General features: G+C 37.1%; 20 protein-coding genes. 19 read left to right on the top strand and 1 reads right to left on the bottom strand.

Going from position 1 to position 20,436, the window contains the following annotated elements; all coding sequences use genetic code 11:
- The first annotated feature begins 11 nt into the window (after positions 1–11).
- From ABH955_RS08325 to spoVM, 16 genes are all read left to right on the top strand, one after another.
- On the top strand, positions 12–887 hold the full coding sequence (locus tag ABH955_RS08325; protein ID WP_002088227.1) for a YicC/YloC family endoribonuclease: 876 nt from the start codon (positions 12–14) through the stop codon (positions 885–887).
- Between the two features lie 67 nt (positions 888–954).
- Positions 955–1,218 (top strand): extracellular matrix/biofilm regulator RemA, encoded by a 264-nt coding sequence (gene remA / locus ABH955_RS08320; RefSeq protein WP_001251456.1) that lies wholly within the window; start codon positions 955–957, stop codon positions 1,216–1,218.
- 13 nt (positions 1,219–1,231) lie between these two features.
- Positions 1,232–1,849 carry a guanylate kinase gene (gmk, locus tag ABH955_RS08315; protein ID WP_002014492.1) on the top strand — a complete coding sequence of 206 codons (618 nt, stop codon included), beginning with the start codon at positions 1,232–1,234 and terminating at the stop codon, positions 1,847–1,849.
- Between the two features lie 2 nt (positions 1,850–1,851).
- Positions 1,852–2,064: a DNA-directed RNA polymerase subunit omega gene (gene rpoZ / locus ABH955_RS08310; RefSeq protein WP_002014493.1), complete on the top strand. Its 213-nt coding sequence runs from the start codon at positions 1,852–1,854 to the stop codon at positions 2,062–2,064.
- A gap of 196 nt (positions 2,065–2,260) precedes the next feature.
- Positions 2,261–3,466 (top strand): bifunctional phosphopantothenoylcysteine decarboxylase/phosphopantothenate--cysteine ligase CoaBC, encoded by a 1,206-nt coding sequence (gene coaBC / locus ABH955_RS08305; RefSeq protein ID WP_404445033.1) that lies wholly within the window; start codon positions 2,261–2,263, stop codon positions 3,464–3,466.
- On the top strand, positions 3,463–5,868 hold the full coding sequence (priA, locus tag ABH955_RS08300) for a primosomal protein N' (protein WP_002137952.1): 2,406 nt from the start codon (positions 3,463–3,465) through the stop codon (positions 5,866–5,868). The genes coaBC and priA overlap by 4 nt, the downstream gene beginning before the upstream one ends.
- An 11-nt stretch (positions 5,869–5,879) precedes the next feature.
- On the top strand, positions 5,880–6,350 hold the full coding sequence (def, locus tag ABH955_RS08295) for a peptide deformylase (protein WP_002014496.1): 471 nt from the start codon (positions 5,880–5,882) through the stop codon (positions 6,348–6,350).
- Between the two features lie 22 nt (positions 6,351–6,372).
- A complete protein-coding gene (gene fmt, locus ABH955_RS08290) occupies positions 6,373–7,317 on the top strand; it encodes a methionyl-tRNA formyltransferase (protein WP_404491031.1) in 945 nt (314 codons plus the stop codon).
- A complete protein-coding gene (rsmB, locus tag ABH955_RS08285) occupies positions 7,314–8,648 on the top strand; it encodes a 16S rRNA (cytosine(967)-C(5))-methyltransferase RsmB (protein WP_404445039.1) in 1,335 nt (444 codons plus the stop codon). The genes fmt and rsmB overlap by 4 nt, the downstream gene beginning before the upstream one ends.
- A 4-nt stretch (positions 8,649–8,652) precedes the next feature.
- Positions 8,653–9,741 carry a dual-specificity RNA methyltransferase RlmN gene (gene rlmN, locus ABH955_RS08280; protein WP_002014500.1) on the top strand — a complete coding sequence of 363 codons (1,089 nt, stop codon included), beginning with the start codon at positions 8,653–8,655 and terminating at the stop codon, positions 9,739–9,741.
- Between the two features lie 4 nt (positions 9,742–9,745).
- Complete coding sequence (locus ABH955_RS08275; RefSeq protein ID WP_002137950.1) at positions 9,746–10,498, top strand: Stp1/IreP family PP2C-type Ser/Thr phosphatase; 753 nt, start codon at positions 9,746–9,748, stop codon at positions 10,496–10,498.
- 8 nt (positions 10,499–10,506) lie between these two features.
- Entirely contained in the window at positions 10,507–12,480 is a 1,974-nt protein-coding gene (pknB, locus tag ABH955_RS08270) for a Stk1 family PASTA domain-containing Ser/Thr kinase (protein WP_404491030.1), read from the top strand.
- Positions 12,481–12,750: 270 nt separating this feature from the next.
- A complete protein-coding gene (gene rsgA / locus ABH955_RS08265; protein ID WP_404445049.1) occupies positions 12,751–13,632 on the top strand; it encodes a ribosome small subunit-dependent GTPase A in 882 nt (293 codons plus the stop codon).
- Between the two features lie 2 nt (positions 13,633–13,634).
- Positions 13,635–14,279 carry a ribulose-phosphate 3-epimerase gene (rpe, locus tag ABH955_RS08260; RefSeq protein WP_002014505.1) on the top strand — a complete coding sequence of 215 codons (645 nt, stop codon included), beginning with the start codon at positions 13,635–13,637 and terminating at the stop codon, positions 14,277–14,279.
- 96 nt (positions 14,280–14,375) lie between these two features.
- Positions 14,376–15,056, top strand: coding sequence for a thiamine diphosphokinase (locus ABH955_RS08255; RefSeq protein ID WP_002088210.1), 681 nt, complete (start codon positions 14,376–14,378; stop codon positions 15,054–15,056).
- 66 nt (positions 15,057–15,122) lie between these two features.
- Positions 15,123–15,203, top strand: a complete 81-nt coding sequence (spoVM, locus tag ABH955_RS08250) for a stage V sporulation protein SpoVM (protein WP_001213599.1) — start codon at positions 15,123–15,125, stop codon at positions 15,201–15,203.
- Between the two features lie 73 nt (positions 15,204–15,276).
- Here the strand turns inward: spoVM and rpmB are convergent, their stop codons facing one another.
- The gene (gene rpmB, locus ABH955_RS08245; RefSeq protein WP_000124776.1) at positions 15,277–15,465 is read right to left on the bottom strand and encodes a 50S ribosomal protein L28; all 189 of its coding nucleotides are present in this window, start codon (positions 15,463–15,465) and stop codon (positions 15,277–15,279) included.
- Between the two features lie 378 nt (positions 15,466–15,843).
- On the opposite strand from rpmB, the gene ABH955_RS08240 reads away from it, so the two are divergent.
- The 3 genes from ABH955_RS08240 to recG all read left to right on the top strand — a co-directional run bounded on the left by ABH955_RS08240 (position 15,844) and on the right by recG (position 20,378).
- Positions 15,844–16,206 (top strand): Asp23/Gls24 family envelope stress response protein, encoded by a 363-nt coding sequence (locus tag ABH955_RS08240; RefSeq protein WP_002014507.1) that lies wholly within the window; start codon positions 15,844–15,846, stop codon positions 16,204–16,206.
- A gap of 22 nt (positions 16,207–16,228) precedes the next feature.
- Positions 16,229–17,905, top strand: coding sequence for a DAK2 domain-containing protein (locus tag ABH955_RS08235; protein WP_113936790.1), 1,677 nt, complete (start codon positions 16,229–16,231; stop codon positions 17,903–17,905).
- Between the two features lie 424 nt (positions 17,906–18,329).
- Complete coding sequence (recG, locus tag ABH955_RS08230; protein ID WP_404491029.1) at positions 18,330–20,378, top strand: ATP-dependent DNA helicase RecG; 2,049 nt, start codon at positions 18,330–18,332, stop codon at positions 20,376–20,378.
- The last annotated feature ends 58 nt before the right edge of the window (positions 20,379–20,436 follow it).

Here is a 20,436-nt window from a genome sequence, read left to right as displayed (position 1 = left end):
ATGTGATAAAGATGATTTGTAGTATGACAGGATTTGGAAGATCGAAGGTAGAAAACGATACTTTTCAAATAACAGTAGAAATGAAGTCGGTGAACCATCGTTTTTTAGAAATGAGTATTCGGCTTCCGAAGCAAATGATGGCGTTTGAAGACAAGATTCGTAAAATAATTGCAAAGCAAGTTCGCCGTGGACGTATTGAAGTGTCTATTAGTATAACAGGTGAAGGGCTTGTTGAAAGAAAATTAACTGTGAATTGGGAACTTCTCAAGCAGTACCAATCCATTATGGAAGATATAAAAGGGAAATTTCAATTACAAGATTCTATTACACTCGGGCAACTAATGGGAATGCCAGAAGTAACGGCAGTTGAAGAAATAGAAAATGTAAATGAACAATTTGAAACCGGTTTATATGAGGCTGTTCGCCAAGCTGCTCATATGTTGAAAACGATGAGAGATGGCGAAGGAGAACGATTACATAAAGATATAGCATATCGTTTGCAAGAGATTCATAATTGTGTAAATGCAATTATTCCACATGCACCAATTGTTACACAAAAATATCGTGAACGATTAGAAAATCGCTTAAAAGAATTACATAATCAAGATTTAGATGAACAACGATTGTTGACAGAAGTAGCAATATTTGCAGAGCGTTCAGATATTCACGAAGAATTAGTTCGATTACAAAGTCATTTAGATCAATTTCGTGAAGCACTGCAAATTACAGAGCCTGTTGGAAGGAAAATGGACTTCATCGTGCAAGAGATGCATAGGGAAGTTAATACGATAGGTTCTAAGGCAAATGACTTAACAATTTCAAAATATGTCGTAGAAATGAAAAATAACCTTGAAAAAATTCGTGAACAAGTACAAAATATTGAGTAGCTTTCAAAAAATATATAAAGTTATACGTGGTGGAGAAATCGGATAGACTTACTAGGAGGCGCAAACTATGGCCATGCGGTTTTTAAATATTGGATACGGAAATATTGTATCTGCTCATCGAATTATTGCTATTGTAAGTCCGGAGTCAGCTCCTATTAAACGGACAGTACAGGAAGCGCGTGAACATAATGCTTTGCTTGATGCTACGTATGGGAGAAAAACAAGGGCGGTTATTGTTATGGATGATGGGCATGTAGTATTAAGTCCAATTCAGCCAGAGACGATTGCACATCGTTTGAATAATAAAGAAGATTTAAGTGAGGAAGGGTAGGTTTTACATATTTATGAGAAGTAGAAGAGGATTGCTCATCGTTCTTTCGGGACCTTCTGGTGTCGGGAAAGGAACGGTTCGAAAAGAGCTGTTTAGCCATGAAGACACACGTTTTCAGTACTCTATTTCAGTAACGACACGTAAACCGCGTGAAGGTGAAGTAGATGGTGTGGATTATTTCTTTAAAGAGAGAGAAGAATTTGAAGAAATGATCCGTAATGAAAAGTTACTTGAATGGGCTGAGTTCGTTGGTAATTATTACGGAACACCGATTGATTATGTTGAAAAAACGTTACAAGAAGGAAAAGATGTGTTCTTAGAAATTGAAGTGCAAGGAGCAATTCAAGTTAAGAAAGCCTTCCCAGCAGGTGTATTTATTTTCTTAGCACCTCCAAGTTTATCTGAACTAAAGAACCGAATTGTCGGCCGTGGTACAGAAACTGAAGATGTTATTGAAAATCGTTTAACTGTAGCGAAAGAAGAAATCGAAATGATGGACGCTTATGACTATGTTGTAGAAAACGATCAAGTTGAATTAGCTTGCGACCGAATTAAAGCAATTGTGGTTGGTGAACATTGCCGCCGCGAAAGAGTGGCAAAATACTATAAAGAAATGACGGAGGGTCTATAATTATGTTAAATCCATCAATTGACTCATTATTAACAAAAATCGATTCTAAATATACACTTGTAACAGTAGCTGCAAAGCGTGCACGTGAAATGCAAATTGCTGACAATTGTGTTATTGAAAAGCCTGTTTCTTATAAATGTGTAGGTAAAGCATTAGAAGAAATCGATTTAGAAGTATTAAAATATGTACCAAGCGATGACACAATAATTGATTAAGACATTCTTTTCGACAAATTAAAACATAGACTTTATAATTTTCTATGTAACGGTAACAACCTATTTACAAGTAGGTTGTTATTTTTTTATGATAGGGAAGAAATAATCGTAAAAAGGTGGAACAACATATTGGTACTGACGAGCTGAAAATTCTATTTCAGTAGAATAAGTTTGAAAAAGAAAGAGGACGAGTCATATGCTAAAAGGGAAAAAGATACTTCTATGTGTAACAGGAGGCATTGCAGTTTTTAAAGCAGCTGCGTTAACGAGTAAATTGACACAAGCGGGTGCTACTGTAAAAGTAATGATGAGTGAATCGGCAATGAAGTTTGTTACACCTCTTACATTTCAAGCGCTTTCTCGCCACGATGTATATACGGATACGTTTGATGAAAAAGACTCAGCAGTTATCGCTCACATTGATTTAGCGGATTGGGCAGATGTTGTACTTGTGGCACCTGCTACAGCGAATTGCATTGGAAAGTTAGCTGGCGGTATTGCTGATGATATGATTACAACTACTTTGTTGGCTACTACAGCTCCAGTTTGGATTGCGCCTGCTATGAATGTGCATATGTATGAAAATAAAATTGTTCAAAAAAATATGATGACGTTAAAAGCGTTAGGATATACATTTATTGAGCCTGGCGAAGGCTTTTTAGCATGTGGTTATGTAGCTAAGGGAAGACTGGAAGAACCTGAAGTGATTATTAGAAGGTTAGAAGAGGTTTTCTCAGAACAAAAACCATTGCAAGGAAAGCGAATATTAATAACGGCTGGCCCGACACGTGAAAAGATTGACCCAGTCCGTTTTATGACGAATTTTTCTTCTGGAAAGATGGGGTATGCGATCGCAGAAGTTGCAGCAAGCTTAGGTGCTGATGTCATACTTGTTTCAGGACCGACAGCATTAGAGTCACCATTACATGTCACAACAATACAAGTAGAATCTGCACAAGATATGTTAGAGGCAGTCCTTCAGCATTATCAGAGTGTGGATGTTGTCATCAAAACAGCAGCCGTTGCAGATTACCGTCCGAAATATGTTCATGATAATAAAATGAAAAAGAAAAATGGCGATGCTGTAATTGAATTAGAAAGAACAGTGGATATTTTAAAAACGTTAGGTGAGAAGAAGGACCGACAGTTACTTATCGGTTTTGCAGCTGAAACGACAAACATAGAGGAATACGCAACGAGAAAATTACGTGAGAAAAATGCAAATATGATTGTTGCGAATGACGTGAAAGCGCAAGGAGCTGGGTTTGGTACGGATACAAATATTGTGACAATGTATAGAAAAGATGGAGAAATCATTGAGCTGCCACTTTTAACGAAGAAAGAAGTGGCTCGTGAAATATTAAAGCAAATAGAAATGATGTTAGAAGATGATTATGTATGAAGTTTGCAAGTGTAATTGTTGATGTACCTGCACGTCAAACAGATCGACCGTTTGATTATATTATCCCTAAAAAATGGGAAGATATCGTGCAAACAGGAATGCGTGTAGTAGTCCCATTCGGTCCGAGGAAATTGCAAGGTTTTATTATTGGCATAAAGGATTCGGTTGAACTAGAAAGTAAAAAGTTAAAAGCGTTGTATGAAATATTAGATGTCACTCCGGTTTTAAATGATGAATTATTAAAACTTGGGTATTGGCTTACAAGTGAAACGTTATGTTATATGATTTCAGCTTTTCAGGTGATGCTTCCGACGGCGATCAAAGCAACATATAAAAAGCGTCTGCAACTTCGTAACCGAGAAGAAGTAGCACCAGAAATTCTTTCTTTATTTCAAGGGAAGGAAACGATAGATTGGGAAGCTATCGAAGCACAGCCACACCTATATCGCACTATTCAACAAGAAATTAAAAATGGTACGACTGAAGTGGTTTATCAAGTAAAGGATAAAGTGCAGAAGAAGAAACAAAGAGTAGTTCAACCGGAGTTGCCGGCAGATAAATTGGAATTAGCAGCATTTGAACTGAAAAGTAAAAAACAACAAGATGTACTCTATTATTTTGTAGAAAACTACAAAAGTGTACCGTTAAAAAATTTAACAGAAGAATTACAAATAACAGATGCTCCAATAAAAGCACTTGTTAAAAAGGGTCTAATCTCAGAAAAGTATGTAGAAGTATACCGGAGTCCGTATGACGATGATGATTTTGAACAAACGAAACCATTTCCGCTTACTGAGGAACAAAAACAAGTAATTACACCGATTTTGTCATCAATTACAAATGAAACTTACAATCCATTTTTACTATATGGTGTTACAGGAAGTGGTAAGACTGAAGTGTATTTACAATCTATAGCAGCGGTGCTCGAGAAAGGAAAAGAAGCAATTGTGCTTGTTCCTGAAATTGCGCTAACGCCCCAGATGGTAGATCGCTTTAAAGGTAGGTTCGGTTCGCAAGTTGCAGTTCTTCACAGTGCGCTTTCTGTTGGCGAGAAATATGATGAATGGCGAAAGATATTAAGAAAAGAAGTGAAAGTTGTAGTTGGTGCGCGTTCAGCTATTTTTGCTCCATTCGAAAATTTAGGAATCATTATTATTGATGAAGAGCATGAATCAAGTTATAAGCAAGAGGATAACCCAAAGTATCATGCAAGAGATGTAGCAGTGTGGAGAGGACAATACCATAAGTGTCCAATCGTTCTCGGAAGTGCAACGCCGACACTTGAATCGTTTGCTAGAGCGAAAAAAGGTGTCTATGGGTTGCTTACAATGGAAAAACGTATGAACAAACAAGCTTTGCCGACTGTAGAAATTGTTGATATGCGTGAAGAGCTTCGTGATGGAAATCGCTCAATGTTTTCAAAGGCACTGCATGAAAAAATAGCAGATCGATTAGAAAAGAAAGAACAAATGGTTCTCTTTTTAAATAGAAGGGGTCATTCTACGTTTGTGATGTGCCGTGATTGTGGGTATGTCGTACAATGTCCGCATTGTGATATTTCGTTGACATATCACAAAATGAACCATCGTTTAAAATGTCATTATTGTAGTCATGAGGAAAATATGCCAACGGAGTGTCCTGCTTGTAATAGTACGTATATTCGTTTCTTTGGTACAGGGACGCAAAAGGTTGAAGAAGAAATCACAAAACTATTCCCTGAGGCGCGGGTCATTCGAATGGATGTGGATACAACAAGCCGTAAAGGAATGCATGAAAAATTATTAAAGGCGTTTGGTGAAGAGAAAGCAGATATATTACTTGGAACACAAATGATTGCAAAAGGGCTTGATTTTCCGAAGGTGACGCTTGTTGGCGTTTTAACGGCGGATACGATGCTTCATCTACCTGATTTTCGGGCGAGTGAAAAGACGTATCAGCTATTGACACAAGTGAGTGGACGTGCAGGAAGACATGAATTGCCAGGGGAAGTTGTAATTCAAACGTATACGCCGGAACATTACAGTGTAGAATTAGCAAAGAATCAACAATATGATGTATTTTATGAGCACGAAATGCAAATGAGGCAAATGAGACAATATCCGCCATATTACTACGTTGTACTTGTAACTGTATCTCATCCGGAATTATTAAAGGCAGTCCAAGTGACGGAAAAAATTGTCGGTCATTTACGAACGCATTGTTCAAGGCAAACGATGGTGTTAGGGCCGGTTGCTTCAGCAATTCCAAGGATAAAAGATAGATATCGTTACCAATGCATGATAAAATACAAACGGGAACCAAACTTAAAGAACGTGCTCAAAATGGTAAATGAACATTATCAAGCAGAAATGCAAAAAGAGCTACAAATCTCAATTGATTTTAATCCAACAATGTTAATGTAGCGGAGGGAAATATGGCAGTTTTAGAAATTGTAAAGCATCCAAATGAAGTGTTAGAAACACCATGCGAAAGAGTAATTAACTTTGATAAAAAGTTAGTGAAATTGTTAAAAGATATGCATGAAACAATGTTAATTGCAGACGGAGTTGGTCTAGCTGCGCCACAAGTGGGTGTAAGCTTACAAGTTGCTGTTGTTGATATAGGTGATGATACGGGTAAAATTGAATTAATTAATCCTGTTATTTTAGAAAAACGTGGTGAACAAGTAGGTCCCGAAGGCTGCTTAAGCTTTCCGGGACTTTATGGTGAAGTGGAGCGCGCAGATTACATTAAAGTACGTGCACAAAATCGTCGCGGTAAAATATTTTTATTAGAAGCGGATGACTTCTTAGCGCGTGCAATTCAGCATGAAATCGATCATTTACACGGTGTTTTATTTACATCTAAAGTGAAAAGATATTATGAAGCAGGCGAATTAGAATAGGTTTAAAAGGAGCGGTTTTTGAATGATGAAAGTAGTATTTATGGGGACACCGGACTTTTCTGTGCCGGTGCTTCGTCGTCTTATCGAGGACGGATATGACGTAGTTGGTGTTGTAACGCAACCTGATCGTCCAGTTGGTAGAAAAAAGGTTTTAACACCTACTCCTGTTAAAGTAGAAGCGGAGAAACATGGTATTCCAGTAGTACAGCCGTTAAAAATTCGTGAAAAAGACGAATATGAAAAAGTATTAGCACTAGAGCCAGACTTAATTGTAACAGCAGCATTTGGACAAATCGTACCGAATGAAATTTTAGAAGCGCCAAAGTATGGATGTATTAATGTCCACGCATCATTACTTCCAGAACTTCGCGGTGGTGCACCAATTCATTATGCGATCATGGAAGGTAAAGAGAAAACAGGTATTACAATTATGTATATGGTAGAAAAATTAGATGCTGGCGATATATTAACGCAAGTAGAAGTAGAAATTGAAGAGCGTGAAACAACAGGTTCATTATTTGATAAGTTAAGCGAAGCAGGAGCACACCTTTTATCTAAAACGGTTCCTTTACTAATTCAGGGTAAACTAGAACCAATTAAACAAAGTGAAGCTGAAGTGACGTTTGCATATAATATAAAACGTGAGCAAGAGATAATTGATTGGACAAAAACAGGTGAAGAAGTATACAATCACATTCGCGGATTGAATCCATGGCCAGTTGCTTATACGACTTTGGCAGGACAAGTTATTAAAGTATGGTGGGGAGAGAAGGTCTCTATTACAGAGAAAGCTGAACCAGGTACAATAGTAGCTCTTGAAGAAGATGGATTTGTTGTTGCAACAGGGAACGAGGCAGGCGTTAAAATCACTGAATTGCAACCATCTGGTAAAAAGCGTATGAGTTGTTCACAATTTTTACGTGGAACAAAACCTGAAATTGGTACGAAGTTAGGAGAAAATGCATGAGACAAAATGTTCGTGAGTTAGCTCTGGATGGCTTAATTCAAGTAGAAAAAAGTGGTGCATATAGCAACTTACTTTTAAATAATTTGATTGAAAAAAATACAATTGACAGAAAAGATATTGGTTTATTAACTGAAATGGTATATGGAACAATTCAACGTCGTGACACACTAGATTATTATTTACAACCATTTTTAAGAAAAAAGGTTGAAGCGTGGGTAAGAGTGTTGCTTCGCCTATCTCTATATCAAATGCTATATTTAGACCGAGTTCCAGAAAGAGCGGCTATTCATGAAGCAGTTGAGATTGCAAAGCGTCGTGGGCATAAAGGGATTTCAGGCATGGTGAATGGAGTATTGCGTTCAATTCAGCGAGAAGGTGTACCTTCGTTAGAAGAAATTGAAAATCCAGTAGAACGACTTGCGATTGCAACGAGCCATCCAATGTGGCTTGTACAAGAATGGGCATCCGAATATGGTTTAGAGACAGCAGAGAAAATGTGTGAAGTAAATATGTTGCCACCTGTACCAACAGCACGTGTAAATGTTGATAAAGTAACGGTAGAAGAAGCGGTTGCGTTATTAGCTGATGAGGGTATAGAAGCAAAACGTGGCGAATTGTCAGAGGATGCAATTCAAATTGAAAGAGGAAATGTCGCACATACAGAAGCGTTCAAAAAAGGTTTCCTTTCTATTCAAGATGAAAGCTCAATGCTTGTAGCACGTGCTTTAGAACCGAAAAAAGGAGATACAGTTCTAGATAGTTGTGCTGCTCCTGGCGGAAAAACAACTCATATTGCAGAGCGTTTGGACGGAACTGGTAAGGTAATGTCGCTTGATTTACACGCACATAAAGTACGTTTAATTGAACAACAGGCGAAGAGACTCGGTTTAGAAAATATAGAAACGATGGCTTTAGATGCTAGAAAAGTTCAAGAGCATTTTGCAAATGAATCTTTTGACAAAATATTAGTAGATGCACCATGTTCTGGATTTGGTGTTATTAGACGTAAACCTGATATTAAGTTAGGTAAAGATAAGGGCGATAGTGAAAGGTTATCAACGATTCAACTTGCGATACTAGAAAAAATAGCACCATTGTTAAAACAAGGTGGTCGCCTTGTTTATAGTACGTGCACAATTGAAAAAATAGAAAATGAACAAGTAATAAAGCAATTTTTACAAGAGCATCCTGAATTTGAATGGGATACTACGATAAAAGATCGCATGCCAGAAAAGTTAAATCCGTATATTGATGAAGGTCAAGTACGAATTTTACCGCATTATTTTGCAACAGATGGCTTTTATATTGCTTGTTTAAGAAAGAAGGTGTAGCATCATGGAAACGACTGTAAAAAAACAAAAGAAAAATCTAGAAACAAAGAAACCATCAATTTATTCTTTACAACTTCATGAAATGCAAGATTGGTTAAAGGAACAAGGAGAACCTAAGTTCCGTGCAGGACAAATTTTTGATTGGCTATATAAAAAACGTGTAAAAAATTATGAGGATATGTCAAACCTTGCTAAAGGATTGCGCGATAAATTGTCGAATTCCTTTGATATTACTACTTTAAACACTTTAGTAAAACAAACGTCTTCGGATGGAACGATTAAATTCCTATTCCAGTTATACGATGGATACTCTATTGAAACTGTACTAATGCGACATGAATATGGAAATTCCATTTGTGTAACAACACAGGTGGGTTGCCGCATTGGCTGTACGTTCTGTGCTTCTACACTTGGTGGGTTAAAACGAAACTTAGAGGCTGGAGAAATTGTAGCGCAAGTAGTAGAAGTTCAGCGTGCGCTTGATGAAACAGAAGAACGTGTAAGTTCTCTTGTTGTTATGGGAATTGGAGAACCATTTGATAATTATGATAACTTAATGTCATTCTTACGCATTGTAAATCATGAAAAAGGAATTCATATTGGTGCAAGACATATGACAGTTTCAACAAGTGGAATTGTTCCAAAAATTTATAAGTTCGCTGAAGAAGATATGCAAATTAATTTTGCGATTTCATTGCATGCTGCAAATACAGAGATACGTTCAAAATTAATGCCGATCAACCGTGCTTATAAGCTACCTGATTTAATGGAAGCTGTTAAATACTATGTAAATAGAACAGGGCGTCGTATTACATTTGAATATGGCTTATTTGGAGGAGAAAATGACCAAGTTGAGCACGCGGAAGAACTTGCTGCGCTCTTAAAAGGTGTAAAATGTCATGTAAACTTAATTCCGGTAAACTACGTGCCAGAACGTGATTATGTACGTACGCCACGAGAGCAAATTTTCTTATTTGAAAAGACGCTAAAAGATCGTGGAGTGAATGTAACCATTCGCCGTGAACAAGGTCATGATATTGATGCAGCCTGCGGTCAGTTGCGTGCAAAGGAGCGCAAAGAAGAGACGAGGTGACTAGATGAAAGCCGTGTTTCTATCGGATAAAGGAAAAGTTCGTCAACATAATGAAGATAGTGCAGGAGTTTTTCGCAATTTAGATGGAAATATTTTAGCGGTAGTAGCAGATGGAATGGGAGGTCATCGAGCTGGCGATGTAGCTAGCTCGATGGCTATTCAATTATTCCATGATTATTGGAAGCAAACGCATAATATGAATGAGCCTAAAAAGGTAGAAAAGTGGTTACATACTAACGTTGGAATTATTAATGAGCGCATATATGCTTACTCTCAGCAACATGTAGAATGTAATGGCATGGGAACAACGGTTATCGTGGCGATTTGTACACCTAGTTTTGTAACAATAGGTCATATAGGAGATAGTCGTTGTTATATGGTATCAGAGGGAGAAATATCGCTTGTAACGGAAGACCACTCACTTGTAAATGAACTTGTTAGGCACGGTGAAATTTCAAAAGAAGATGCAGAATATCACCCGAAAAAGAATGTTCTGTTAAGAGCGTTAGGAACAGAAGAAAAAGTCGGACTAGATGTTAAAACATTGGTGCTCGAAGAAGACGATCAATTGCTTCTTTGCTCTGATGGATTGTCTAACAAAGTCCCTATGGCTGATATGCAACAAATTTTACAATTGAATGAACAGCTCGAGGCGAAGGGAGAGCATCTCATTCAATTAGCAAATGATCGTGGTGGAGAAGATAATATTACCCTCGTTATTATTGATTATACGGATTCGACAAACGAAAGTAGGTGAAGTGCAACGTGCTGATTGGAAAACGCTTAAATGACCGTTATAAGCTGCTGAAAATGATTGGCGGTGGAGGAATGGCCAATGTATATTTAGCTCATGATGATATACTTGGTCGAGATGTAGCGGTAAAAATATTAAGACTCGACTATTCAAATAATGAAGAGTTTATTAAACGTTTCCATCGAGAAGCGCAATCTGTTACAACGTTGTCGCATCCAAATATTGTGAATATGTATGATGTTGGGGAAGAGGATGATATATATTATCTTGTAATGGAATATGTACCTGGGCGAACATTGAAGCAATACATAATTGATCGAGGGATGTTACCGATAGGAGAGGCTCTTGATATAATGGAGCAGTTAACGTCCGCTATGGCACACGCCCATCATTTTGAGATTGTACATCGTGATATTAAACCGCACAATATTTTGATTCGAGATGACGGAGTGGTCAAAGTAACAGACTTTGGAATTGCGACAGCTACAAGTGCAGCAACGATTACACATACAAATTCGGTGCTCGGTTCGGTGCATTATTTATCACCAGAACAAGCGCGCGGTGGTATAGCGAATAAACAATCAGATATTTATTCACTTGGGATTGTTATGTTTGAATTGTTAACAGGAAGACAACCGTTTTCTGGTGAATCTGCTGTTGCAATTGCGTTAAAACATTTACAAAATGAAATGCCATCTCCAAAAAGATGGAATGAAAATATTCCACAAAGTGTTGAAAATATTATATTAAAGGCAACTGCGAAAGATCCGTTCCATCGATATCAATCTGCTAACGCGATGAAACGAGATATTGAAACAGCACTATACCCAGAACGAATAAATGAACAACCATTTTACATACCAGAAGATATGGAAGCAACGAAAGCGATTCCAATTATTCAACAAGAACAACTATTTCAAAATGTAAGTGATGAAACGATTGTATTAAAAGGAAGTAAAGTGGATGAACAAGTAAGAAAAGAAGAGACCAAATCAGGTAAGAAGAAAAAGCGAAATAATAAATGGCTGAAAGTTTTAATTACAACATTTTTACTTTTAGTGATAGGGATAACCTTAGCACTTACTGTTATTCCAGGCTTCTTTATTCCGAAAGATGTGAAGGTTCCTGATGTGGCTGGTATGAAATATACGACAGCTGTAAATACATTAGTTGAAAAAGGTTTTGAAGTTACTGAACCTAATCTTGTATATACAGATGATGTTGAAGCCGGAAAAGTGATAAAAACAGATCCTATAGCAGGAAGAGTAGTGAAAGAAAACTCTAAAATTACTATCTATCAATCAGGTGGGAAAAAGAAAAATAAGATGCGTGATTTGACAGGAAAAGATTTCGAGAGTATAAGAGCTGAGTTAGAAGAAAAATATAAACAAGTTACAATAAATTATATTGAAAATGATAAGCCGAAAGGTGAAATTGTAGAGCAAATACCAACGCCTGATCAAATGGTTATAGAGGCAGAACAAGAACTGAAAATTTGGGTAAGTAAAGGACCTTATCAAATAAGACCAGGTGATTTTTCAGGATGGACTGAAAATAGTGTAAAAGGTTATTTAAATGAAAGAAAGCTTGTTTCTGATATAAAAAGAGAGTATTCAGATACGGTTGATAAAGGTCTTGTTATTTCACAGTTACCAAAGCCTGGGACACCTTTAAAAGAAGGAGATAAAGTATCGATTGTTATCTCCGATGGTCCGAAGCCTAAAGTGACGAAAACGATAAAAGTGGATAACATTTCTATCCCATATGAAGCTTCTGCAACAGGTGAAAAAAAGCCGCAAACAATAGAAATTTATAAAGAAGATATGCAGCAAAAAATGGATAAACCAGTTGAAACGAGAACAATTACTGAGTCAGCGATTATTTCTTTAGAATTTGTAATTCAAGAAGGTGCAAAGGGACACTATAAAATTGTCCGAGATGGAGTAACGATTATGGACAAGGAAGTACCATATCCAGCTCAATAATAGTGAATTCCATCGTCCTTATATAGAAGATGGAATTTATTACTCTTGCCTGTTATGCTGTCTACATCGTGGACTGTATAACAGGCAAAAATATATGATTCAAAAAGCTGTAAAAGTGATACTGTTGTAAATAATATTTCAAATTTGATGGTAGATTAAATATATGAATCTGGATATATATTTGGTGGGCTTTGAAATAATTGTTTAAAGAACGCTAGTCTATTCATATTTAATTGCAGTTTCATTTTATACAAAATAAAGGAGAATTATATGCCAGAAGGAAAAATTGTAAAAGCTCTAAGTGGGTTTTATTATGTGCAGAATGAGGAAGGGATTACACAATGTCGTGGGCGTGGTGTATTTAGAAAGAATAAAATTACGCCACTTGTAGGAGACCAAGTTGTTTTTCAAGCGGATAATCCGAGTGAGGGTTATGTGTTAGAAGTATTTGATCGGAAAAATGAACTTGTTAGACCTCCTATTGCTAATGTTGATCAAGCTATTCTTGTTTTCTCAGCGGTAGAACCAGATTTTAATCCAGGACTGTTAGATCGATTTTTAGTATTAATTGAATATCATAACATCAAACCAATTATTTGTATTAGTAAGATGGATTTAGTAGATGAAAAAATGAGAGAAACTGTTGAATCTTATGCAAATGATTATCGTGAAATGGGTTATGATGTGTTGTTTACTTCTATAAATACATCGAAAAGTATTGATATTCTGAAACCATTCTTAGAAGGTTGTATTTCCGTCGTTGCAGGCCAATCTGGTGTTGGGAAATCTTCAATGCTAAATGTATTACGTCCAGATTTAGAATTGAAAACTAATGATATTTCTTCACATTTAGGACGTGGAAAGCATACGACAAGACACGTAGAATTAATTACAGTTGGAAGCGGACTTGTTGCGGATACACCTGGTTTTAGTTCGCTTGATTTCATAGATATAGAGGTAGAAGATCTTACATATTGTTTTCCAGAGTTGAAAGAAGCGAGCCAATACTGTAAATTTAGAGGGTGTACACACCTTGCTGAACCGAAATGTGCGGTGAAAGCTGCGGTTGAAGAAGGAAAGATTACCGAATATCGTTATAAGAATTACAAACAATTCGTAGAAGAAATTAGAGAGAGAAAGCCGAGGTATTAGTCATGATTAAAATTGCACCATCGATTTTATCAGCAGATTTTTCAAGATTAGGGGAAGAGATTAAAGATGTAGAAAAAGGCGGAGCTGACTACATTCACGTCGATGTAATGGATGGGCATTTCGTACCAAATATTACGATTGGACCATTAATTGTAGAAGCAATCCGTCCGATTACATCATTACCGTTAGATGTACATTTAATGATTGAAAATCCTGATAACTATATCCCAACTTTCGCAAAAGCGGGAGCGGATATTATTACTGTTCACGTAGAAGCGTGTCCTCATTTACATCGTACAATTCAGTTAATTAAATCTCATGACATTAAAGCAGGGGTTGTATTAAATCCGCATACTCCAGTTTCAACGATTGAGCATGTATTAGAAGATATAGACATGGTATTACTTATGACAGTAAACCCTGGATTTGGCGGACAGAAGTTTATTCATTCTGTATTACCGAAAATCAAACAAGTTGCAGAAATGGTTAAAGAGCGAAATCTAGAAGTGGAAATTGAGGTTGATGGTGGTGTCAACGCTGAAACGGCAAGACTTTGTATTGAAGCAGGAGCGAATGTTCTTGTAGCGGGATCAGCAGTATACAATCAAAAAGACCGCGGTGAAGCAATTCGTGTAATTCGCGGATAAAGAACGAACCTTTATCCTAGTGAAGCTTCTAGTTCATTAAGACTTCACTATTTATACATGTTAGAGTGACAAATAAGGAGAAAGGCAATCTACCGAATGGCAGATTGCCTTTTTACAATAGAAGGGGAAGGAAAAATGATTATTCATATTTTAGCGGGAGGACCTGCAGAATACTGCGCAGATTTTTCTCGGTATGAAAATGAAGAAGTAGTTTGGGCGGCCGTTGATAGAGGAGTGTACCGTTTGTTGAAAAGAGGGATCACTCCGGCTGTTGCGTTTGGAGATTATGATTCAGTTACTGATGAGGAATTAGCATGGATGAGGCAGCAAACAAATGAATTACATATTGTCCCGCGAGAAAAAGATCAAACAGATTTAGAAATTGCAATTAGCTGGGCTTTAGAACAGAAACCAAAGTTAATTCGTATTTTTGGTGCTACTGGTGGAAGACTTGATCATGGTTTAGCAAATATTCAGATGCTTTTAAAGGGATTAGAAGTAAACATAGAAATGTGTATTGTGGACAATAAAAATGAAATAATGGTGAAAAAGTTTGGTATGTATATAATTGAAGGAAACGAACATTTTCCATACGTATCATTTGTACCAGTTACTGAAAGGGTAGAAGGTATTACACTTCACGGTTTTAAGTACCCTCTTACTAATAAAACAATAGAGTGGGGATCGACACTTTGTATTAGTAATGAACTCATTGAGGAAAAAGGTAATTTTTCATTTACTTCTGGCATATTAATGATGATAAGAAGCACTGATTGAAGAAACAATTTTGCTCCTTGCATCATATAGTGAACAAGTGGAGTAATGGGGATTAGGAGGGAAACCATGAGATTTTATACAATTAAGTTACCTAAATTTCTTGGTGGAATTGTTCGTGCGATGTTAAATACCTTCAAAAAAGACTAAAAAAAGCACCTATTACCGGTGCTTTTTCCAATGGTATAATAAAAAAAGAGCCTAGCGGCTCTTTTTTTTATTATTAAACACGTTCGATTTTGCCAGATTTTAATGCTCTAGCAGAAACGTAAACACGTTGAACTTTTCCGTCGATGCGTACGCGAACTTTTTGAAGGTTAGCGCCCCATTTACGTTTTGTAGCGTTCATTGCGTGAGAACGAGAGTTACCAGAACGAGCTTTTCTTCCAGTGATAGCACAAACACGAGCCATTTATATTTCCCTCCCTTAACTACCGTAACATACGTAATTTTTCAATGTTAGCCTTTTATGCGATGCTAAAAACACTACTATAATTTAACACAACTAAAAAGAGAATGCAACACCGTAGGAAAAAGAAATCAAGAAAAAATACTTGACACTATATGTCAATGAAGAAAAGGTGAAATCAAGAAAAATTGCTTGACATATTATAGTGGTACATGTTGTATAATAACAATGGACTATTTTGCTCATCATAAAAAAATGTAATTTAAAACATAAAATATGAGAGTGAAAAAGAAAGAACGATGGAATTTTCTTTAAAAAGATTATATGATAGTAACTAAAGTAGTCTAGCTCACTTTCACCATTTATGAAGGGGGAAACGAGATGTCAATTGAAATTAAAACGAAGTACGGTCAAATTGATATTAGTACAGATGTAATTGCAACAATTGCTGGAGGTGCCGCAGTAGATTGCTACGGTATCGTAGGTATGGCATCAAAAAATCAGTTAAAAGATGGATTAACAGAAATTTTACGAAAAGAAAACTTCACTAGAGGCGTTATTGTTCGTAAAAATGAAGATGAAGTACATATTGATATGTATATTATTGTGAGCTATGGTACGAAAATTTCAGAAGTAGCACATAACGTGCAGACTAAAGTGAAATATACATTAGATCAAACTGTAGGACTAGCAGTAGATTCTGTAAACATCTACGTACAAGGAGTTAAAGTAATAAACTTGTAATGTGCATTAAGGAGGAAAATCTGTGTCAATTCAAAAAATTGATGGAAAACGTTTATCACAAATGATCATTCAAGGAGCCAATAATTTAACAAATAATGTTCAGCTTGTTGATGCATTAAACGTATTCCCAGTTCCAGATGGCGATACCGGTACAAACATGAACTTATCAATGACTTCAGGCGCGCGTGAAGTGAAAGCAAATCCTTCACAGCATGCTGGTAAAGTTGGTGTAAGTTTAGCCAAAGGATTATTAATGGGAGCTCGTGGTAACTCTGGGGTTATTTTATCTCAGTTATTCCGTGGTTTCTCTAAATCCATTGAACAAAAAGAAGAATTAACGACAGTTGATTTTGCTGCAGCTTTAGAAGCTGGAGTAGAGGCAGCTTACAAAGCGGTTATGAAACCAATTGAAGGAACGATTTTAACGGTTGCAAGAGAAACGGGTAAATATGCAGTGACAGTTGCGAAAAAACAGCGCGACTTTGTTTTGTTTATGGAAGACGTTGTAAAAGAAGCGAACGCATCGTTAAATCGTACGCCAGATTTATTACCTGTATTAAAACAAGTTGGCGTTGTAGATAGCGGTGGTAAAGGTCTTGTTGTTGTATATGAAGGGTTTTTAGCTGACTTAAAAGGAGAAACGATTTCTTCTAATATGCCTGCCCAATCATCTATGAATGACATGGTACGTGCAGAACATCACCGTAGTGTACAAAGCCAATTGAGTACAGAAGATATTAAGTATGGATATTGTACGGAATTCATGGTGAAATTAGAGCCTGAAAAAATGAAGGAACATAATTTCTCTGAACAAAAATTCCGTGAAGATATTAGTGTGTACGGAGATTCACTACTTGTTGTATCGGATGATGAGGTTGTAAAGGTTCATATTCATGCGGAACATCCTGGAGATCCTATGAACTATGGACAACGTTACGGTAGTCTAATTAAGATCAAAGTAGAAAATATGCGTGAACAGCATACTGCTTTATTAGATGAACCTACCATGGTACCTGAACAAACGAATCAGCCAATAGAGAAACAACCGTATGGTATTGTAACTGTAGCTATGGGATCGGGTATTAAAACTCTATTTGAGAGCATTGGTGCAACGAAAGTTATCGAAGGTGGCCAAACGATGAATCCGAGTACGGAGGATATTGTGAAGGCGATTGAAGAGGCGAATGCTGAAAAAATCATCATCTTACCAAATAACGGGAATATCGTGATGGCAGCAGAACAAGCAGCGTCAGTTGTAGAACAAGAAGTTATTGTTATTCGTTCAAAAACAGTTCCTCAAGGTATGGCTGCAATGTTAGCATTTAATCCAGTTGGAACGCTAGAAGAGAATGAAGAAAACATGAAAGAAGCTTTAGCTCATGTGAAAACAGGTCAGATTACGTATGCTGTTCGTGATACGGAAATTGACGGTGTAGCGATTCAAAAAGATGATTTCATGTGTATTGCAGATGGAAAAATTGTATCTACAAATGCTGAGAAAGTAGGAGCTGCAAAGCAATTACTAGAAGCGCTAATTGATGAGGATTCTGAAATCGTAACGATTCTACAAGGTGAAGATGCAACAGATGAAGAAGTGGCTAAATTAGTTGCGTTTGTAGAAGAGAACTTTGAAGATGCAGAAGTAGAAGTACATGCAGGGAACCAACCGGTGTATTCTTTCATCTTCTCTGTAGAATAAGAAAAGATTCGATTTGAAAATAAATGGGTTACTTACTTGCTAATGGATAAGAAATAGTGATATGAAGTTTATTACTAGTTTTTATTCAAAAGGCTAGCATATTGATGATAGAAAAGAGCCTTGCTGCTAATAGTGAGGCTCTTTTCTTACGTATTGTACAACTTTGTTTTATCCCGCTATTTGTGGGTGGTAAAACTTCCACCTCCTATATTCGGCTGGAGCAAAGAAGTTAAGTGGGAGAATAACTGCCCGTAACCCCCCAATGATTATAGTTTCACTTTATATAGAGGGATTAGAGTAGTTTCTCTTAGAATGCCTATGATAGAATATATAAGGTGAAAGAGAGCGATTACAGATGTCAATGATATTAATGGATAATCAATAGAATGAATCAAAGAAAATAATGTGACGGAGCGTGAGAATCTTGAATGAAGTTGTACAAGTTCCTGTTACGGATGTAAAGGGAATCGGAGGAGAAACATCTGAGTTGTTACACGAGATGGGAATTTATACAGTTTCTCATCTATTAGAACATTTTCCGTACCGCTATGAAGACTATGCGATGAAAGATCTTGCTGAAGTAAAGCATGACGAGCGTGTAACGGTTGAGGGGAAAGTTCATAGTGCTCCTTTACTGCAATATTATGGGAAGAAGAAGTCACGTCTTACAGTTCGTGTTCTCGTCGGTCGTTATTTAATTACAGCTGTATGTTTTAATAGACCATACTATAAACAAAAGTTAAATTTAGATGAAACGGTAACGATTACTGGTAAATGGGATCAGCATCGCCAAACAATTGCTGTATCAGAACTGAATTTCGGACCGGTTGTACGACAACAAGAAGTAGAACCTGTATATTCAGTGAAAGGAAAACTGACAGTAAAACAGATGCGCCGGTTTGTTGCACAAGCATTTAAGGAGTATGGAGATTCTATAGTCGAAGTGTTACCAGATGGTTTGTTAAATCGATATAAATTATTATCACGCTATGAAGCGCTCAGAGGGTTACATTTTCCAGTGGGACAGGAAGACTTAAAGCAAGCGCGTCGCCGTTTTGTATATGAGGAGTTTTTCTTGTTTCAGTTGAAAATGCAAACATTACGGAAAATGGAAAGGGAAAACTCGAAAGGGACGAAAAAGGAAATTTCATTAGTAGAATTGCAAGATTTTACTGATGCGCTTCCGTTTCCATTAACTGGCGCACAACGCCGGGTTGTAGATGAAATAATGAAAGATATGATATCTCCGTACCGAATGAATCGATTATTGCAAGGGGATGTAGGTTCTGGGAAAACAGTTGTGGCTGCGATTGCTCTTTATGCGGCGAAATTGGCTCATTATCAAGGTGCTTTGATGGTTCCTACAGAAATTTTAGCCGAGCAACATTATCAGTCGCTCGCGGAGACGTTTTCACATTTCGGTATGAAGGTTGAATTGCTAACAAGTTCTGTTAAAGGTGCGAGACGTCGAGAAATTTTGTCGAGATTAGAACAGGGAGAAGTAGACATCCTTGTTGGAACGCACGCTTTAATTCAAGACGAAGTTATATTTCATAGGTTAGGTCTCGTTATTACCGATGAACAGCATCGATTTGGTGTGGGGCAGCGCCGGGTTTTACGTGAGAAAGGTGAAAGTCCAGATGTATTGTTTATGACGGCGACCCCAATCCCGCGTACGTTAGCTATCACTGCATTTGGAGAGATGGACGTTTCTATTATTGACGAAATGCCAGCTGGTAGAAAGGTAATCGAAACGTACTGGGCAAAACATGATATGTTAGATCGTGTCCTCGGCTTTGTGGAGAAAGAGATAAAAAAAGGAAGACAGGCATATGTTATTTGCCCTCTTATTGAAGAGTCTGAGAAGCTTGATGTACAAAATGCTATCGACTTACATAGTATGCTGACTCATCGTTATCAAGGGAAATGCCAAGTTGGATTAATGCATGGGAGACTATCATCTCAAGAAAAAGAAGAGATAATGGGACAGTTTAGTGAAAATAAAGTGCAAATTCTTGTGTCGACAACAGTTGTTGAAGTAGGCGTGAATGTACCAAATGCGACTGTTATGGTTATTTATGACGCGGAACGTTTCGGTTTATCGCAGCTCCATCAGCTGAGGGGGCGTGTTGGGCGTGGTAGTGAACAATCATATTGTTTATTAATTGCGGACCCGAAATCAGAAACGGGAAAAGAAAGAATGCGCATTATGACTGAAACAAATGATGGATTTGTATTGTCAGAAAAAGATTTAGAGTTACGAGGTCCTGGGGATTTCTTTGGAAGTAAGCAAAGTGGTCTACCAGAATTTAAGGTTGCTGATATGGTACATGATTATCGGGCGTTAGAAACAGCAAGACAAGATGCAGCGATACTAGTTGATTCAGAAGCGTTTTGGCATAATGATCAGTATGCTTCGCTGCGTACTTATCTTGATGGGACAGGTGTGTTCCAGGGAGAGAAGCTCGATTAAAAGTAGTCTGCAAAAGTTTTTGTTGCATTCTACTTTTAATGATTATATACTACTTTTA

Source organism: Bacillus sp. RC240 (genome assembly GCF_044907945.1).
Classification (GTDB): Bacteria; Bacillota; Bacilli; order Bacillales; family Bacillaceae_G; genus Bacillus_A; species Bacillus_A mycoides.
The sequence above is the reverse complement of the archived record's forward strand: the minus strand, read 5'-3'. Positions and strand labels throughout refer to the sequence as shown.

Excerpts from the sequence above, each read along its gene's own strand:
- ABH955_RS08325 (WP_002088227.1), top strand. The coding sequence starts at position 12 with ATGATTTGTAGTATGACAGGATTTGGAAGATCGAAGGTAGAAAACGAT.
- remA (WP_001251456.1), top strand. The coding sequence starts at position 955 with ATGGCCATGCGGTTTTTAAATATTGGATACGGAAATATTGTATCTGCT.
- gmk (WP_002014492.1), top strand. The coding sequence starts at position 1,232 with ATGAGAAGTAGAAGAGGATTGCTCATCGTTCTTTCGGGACCTTCTGGT.
- rpoZ (WP_002014493.1), top strand. The coding sequence starts at position 1,852 with ATGTTAAATCCATCAATTGACTCATTATTAACAAAAATCGATTCTAAA.
- coaBC (WP_404445033.1), top strand. The coding sequence starts at position 2,261 with ATGCTAAAAGGGAAAAAGATACTTCTATGTGTAACAGGAGGCATTGCA.
- priA (WP_002137952.1), top strand. The coding sequence starts at position 3,463 with ATGAAGTTTGCAAGTGTAATTGTTGATGTACCTGCACGTCAAACAGAT.
- def (WP_002014496.1), top strand. The coding sequence starts at position 5,880 with ATGGCAGTTTTAGAAATTGTAAAGCATCCAAATGAAGTGTTAGAAACA.
- fmt (WP_404491031.1), top strand. The coding sequence starts at position 6,373 with ATGATGAAAGTAGTATTTATGGGGACACCGGACTTTTCTGTGCCGGTG.
- rsmB (WP_404445039.1), top strand. The coding sequence starts at position 7,314 with ATGAGACAAAATGTTCGTGAGTTAGCTCTGGATGGCTTAATTCAAGTA.
- rlmN (WP_002014500.1), top strand. The coding sequence starts at position 8,653 with ATGGAAACGACTGTAAAAAAACAAAAGAAAAATCTAGAAACAAAGAAA.
- ABH955_RS08275 (WP_002137950.1), top strand. The coding sequence starts at position 9,746 with ATGAAAGCCGTGTTTCTATCGGATAAAGGAAAAGTTCGTCAACATAAT.
- rsgA (WP_404445049.1), top strand. The coding sequence starts at position 12,751 with ATGCCAGAAGGAAAAATTGTAAAAGCTCTAAGTGGGTTTTATTATGTG.
- rpe (WP_002014505.1), top strand. The coding sequence starts at position 13,635 with ATGATTAAAATTGCACCATCGATTTTATCAGCAGATTTTTCAAGATTA.
- ABH955_RS08255 (WP_002088210.1), top strand. The coding sequence starts at position 14,376 with ATGGCAGATTGCCTTTTTACAATAGAAGGGGAAGGAAAAATGATTATT.
- spoVM (WP_001213599.1), top strand. The coding sequence starts at position 15,123 with ATGAGATTTTATACAATTAAGTTACCTAAATTTCTTGGTGGAATTGTT.
- rpmB (WP_000124776.1), bottom strand. The coding sequence starts at position 15,465 with ATGGCTCGTGTTTGTGCTATCACTGGAAGAAAAGCTCGTTCTGGTAAC.
- ABH955_RS08240 (WP_002014507.1), top strand. The coding sequence starts at position 15,844 with ATGTCAATTGAAATTAAAACGAAGTACGGTCAAATTGATATTAGTACA.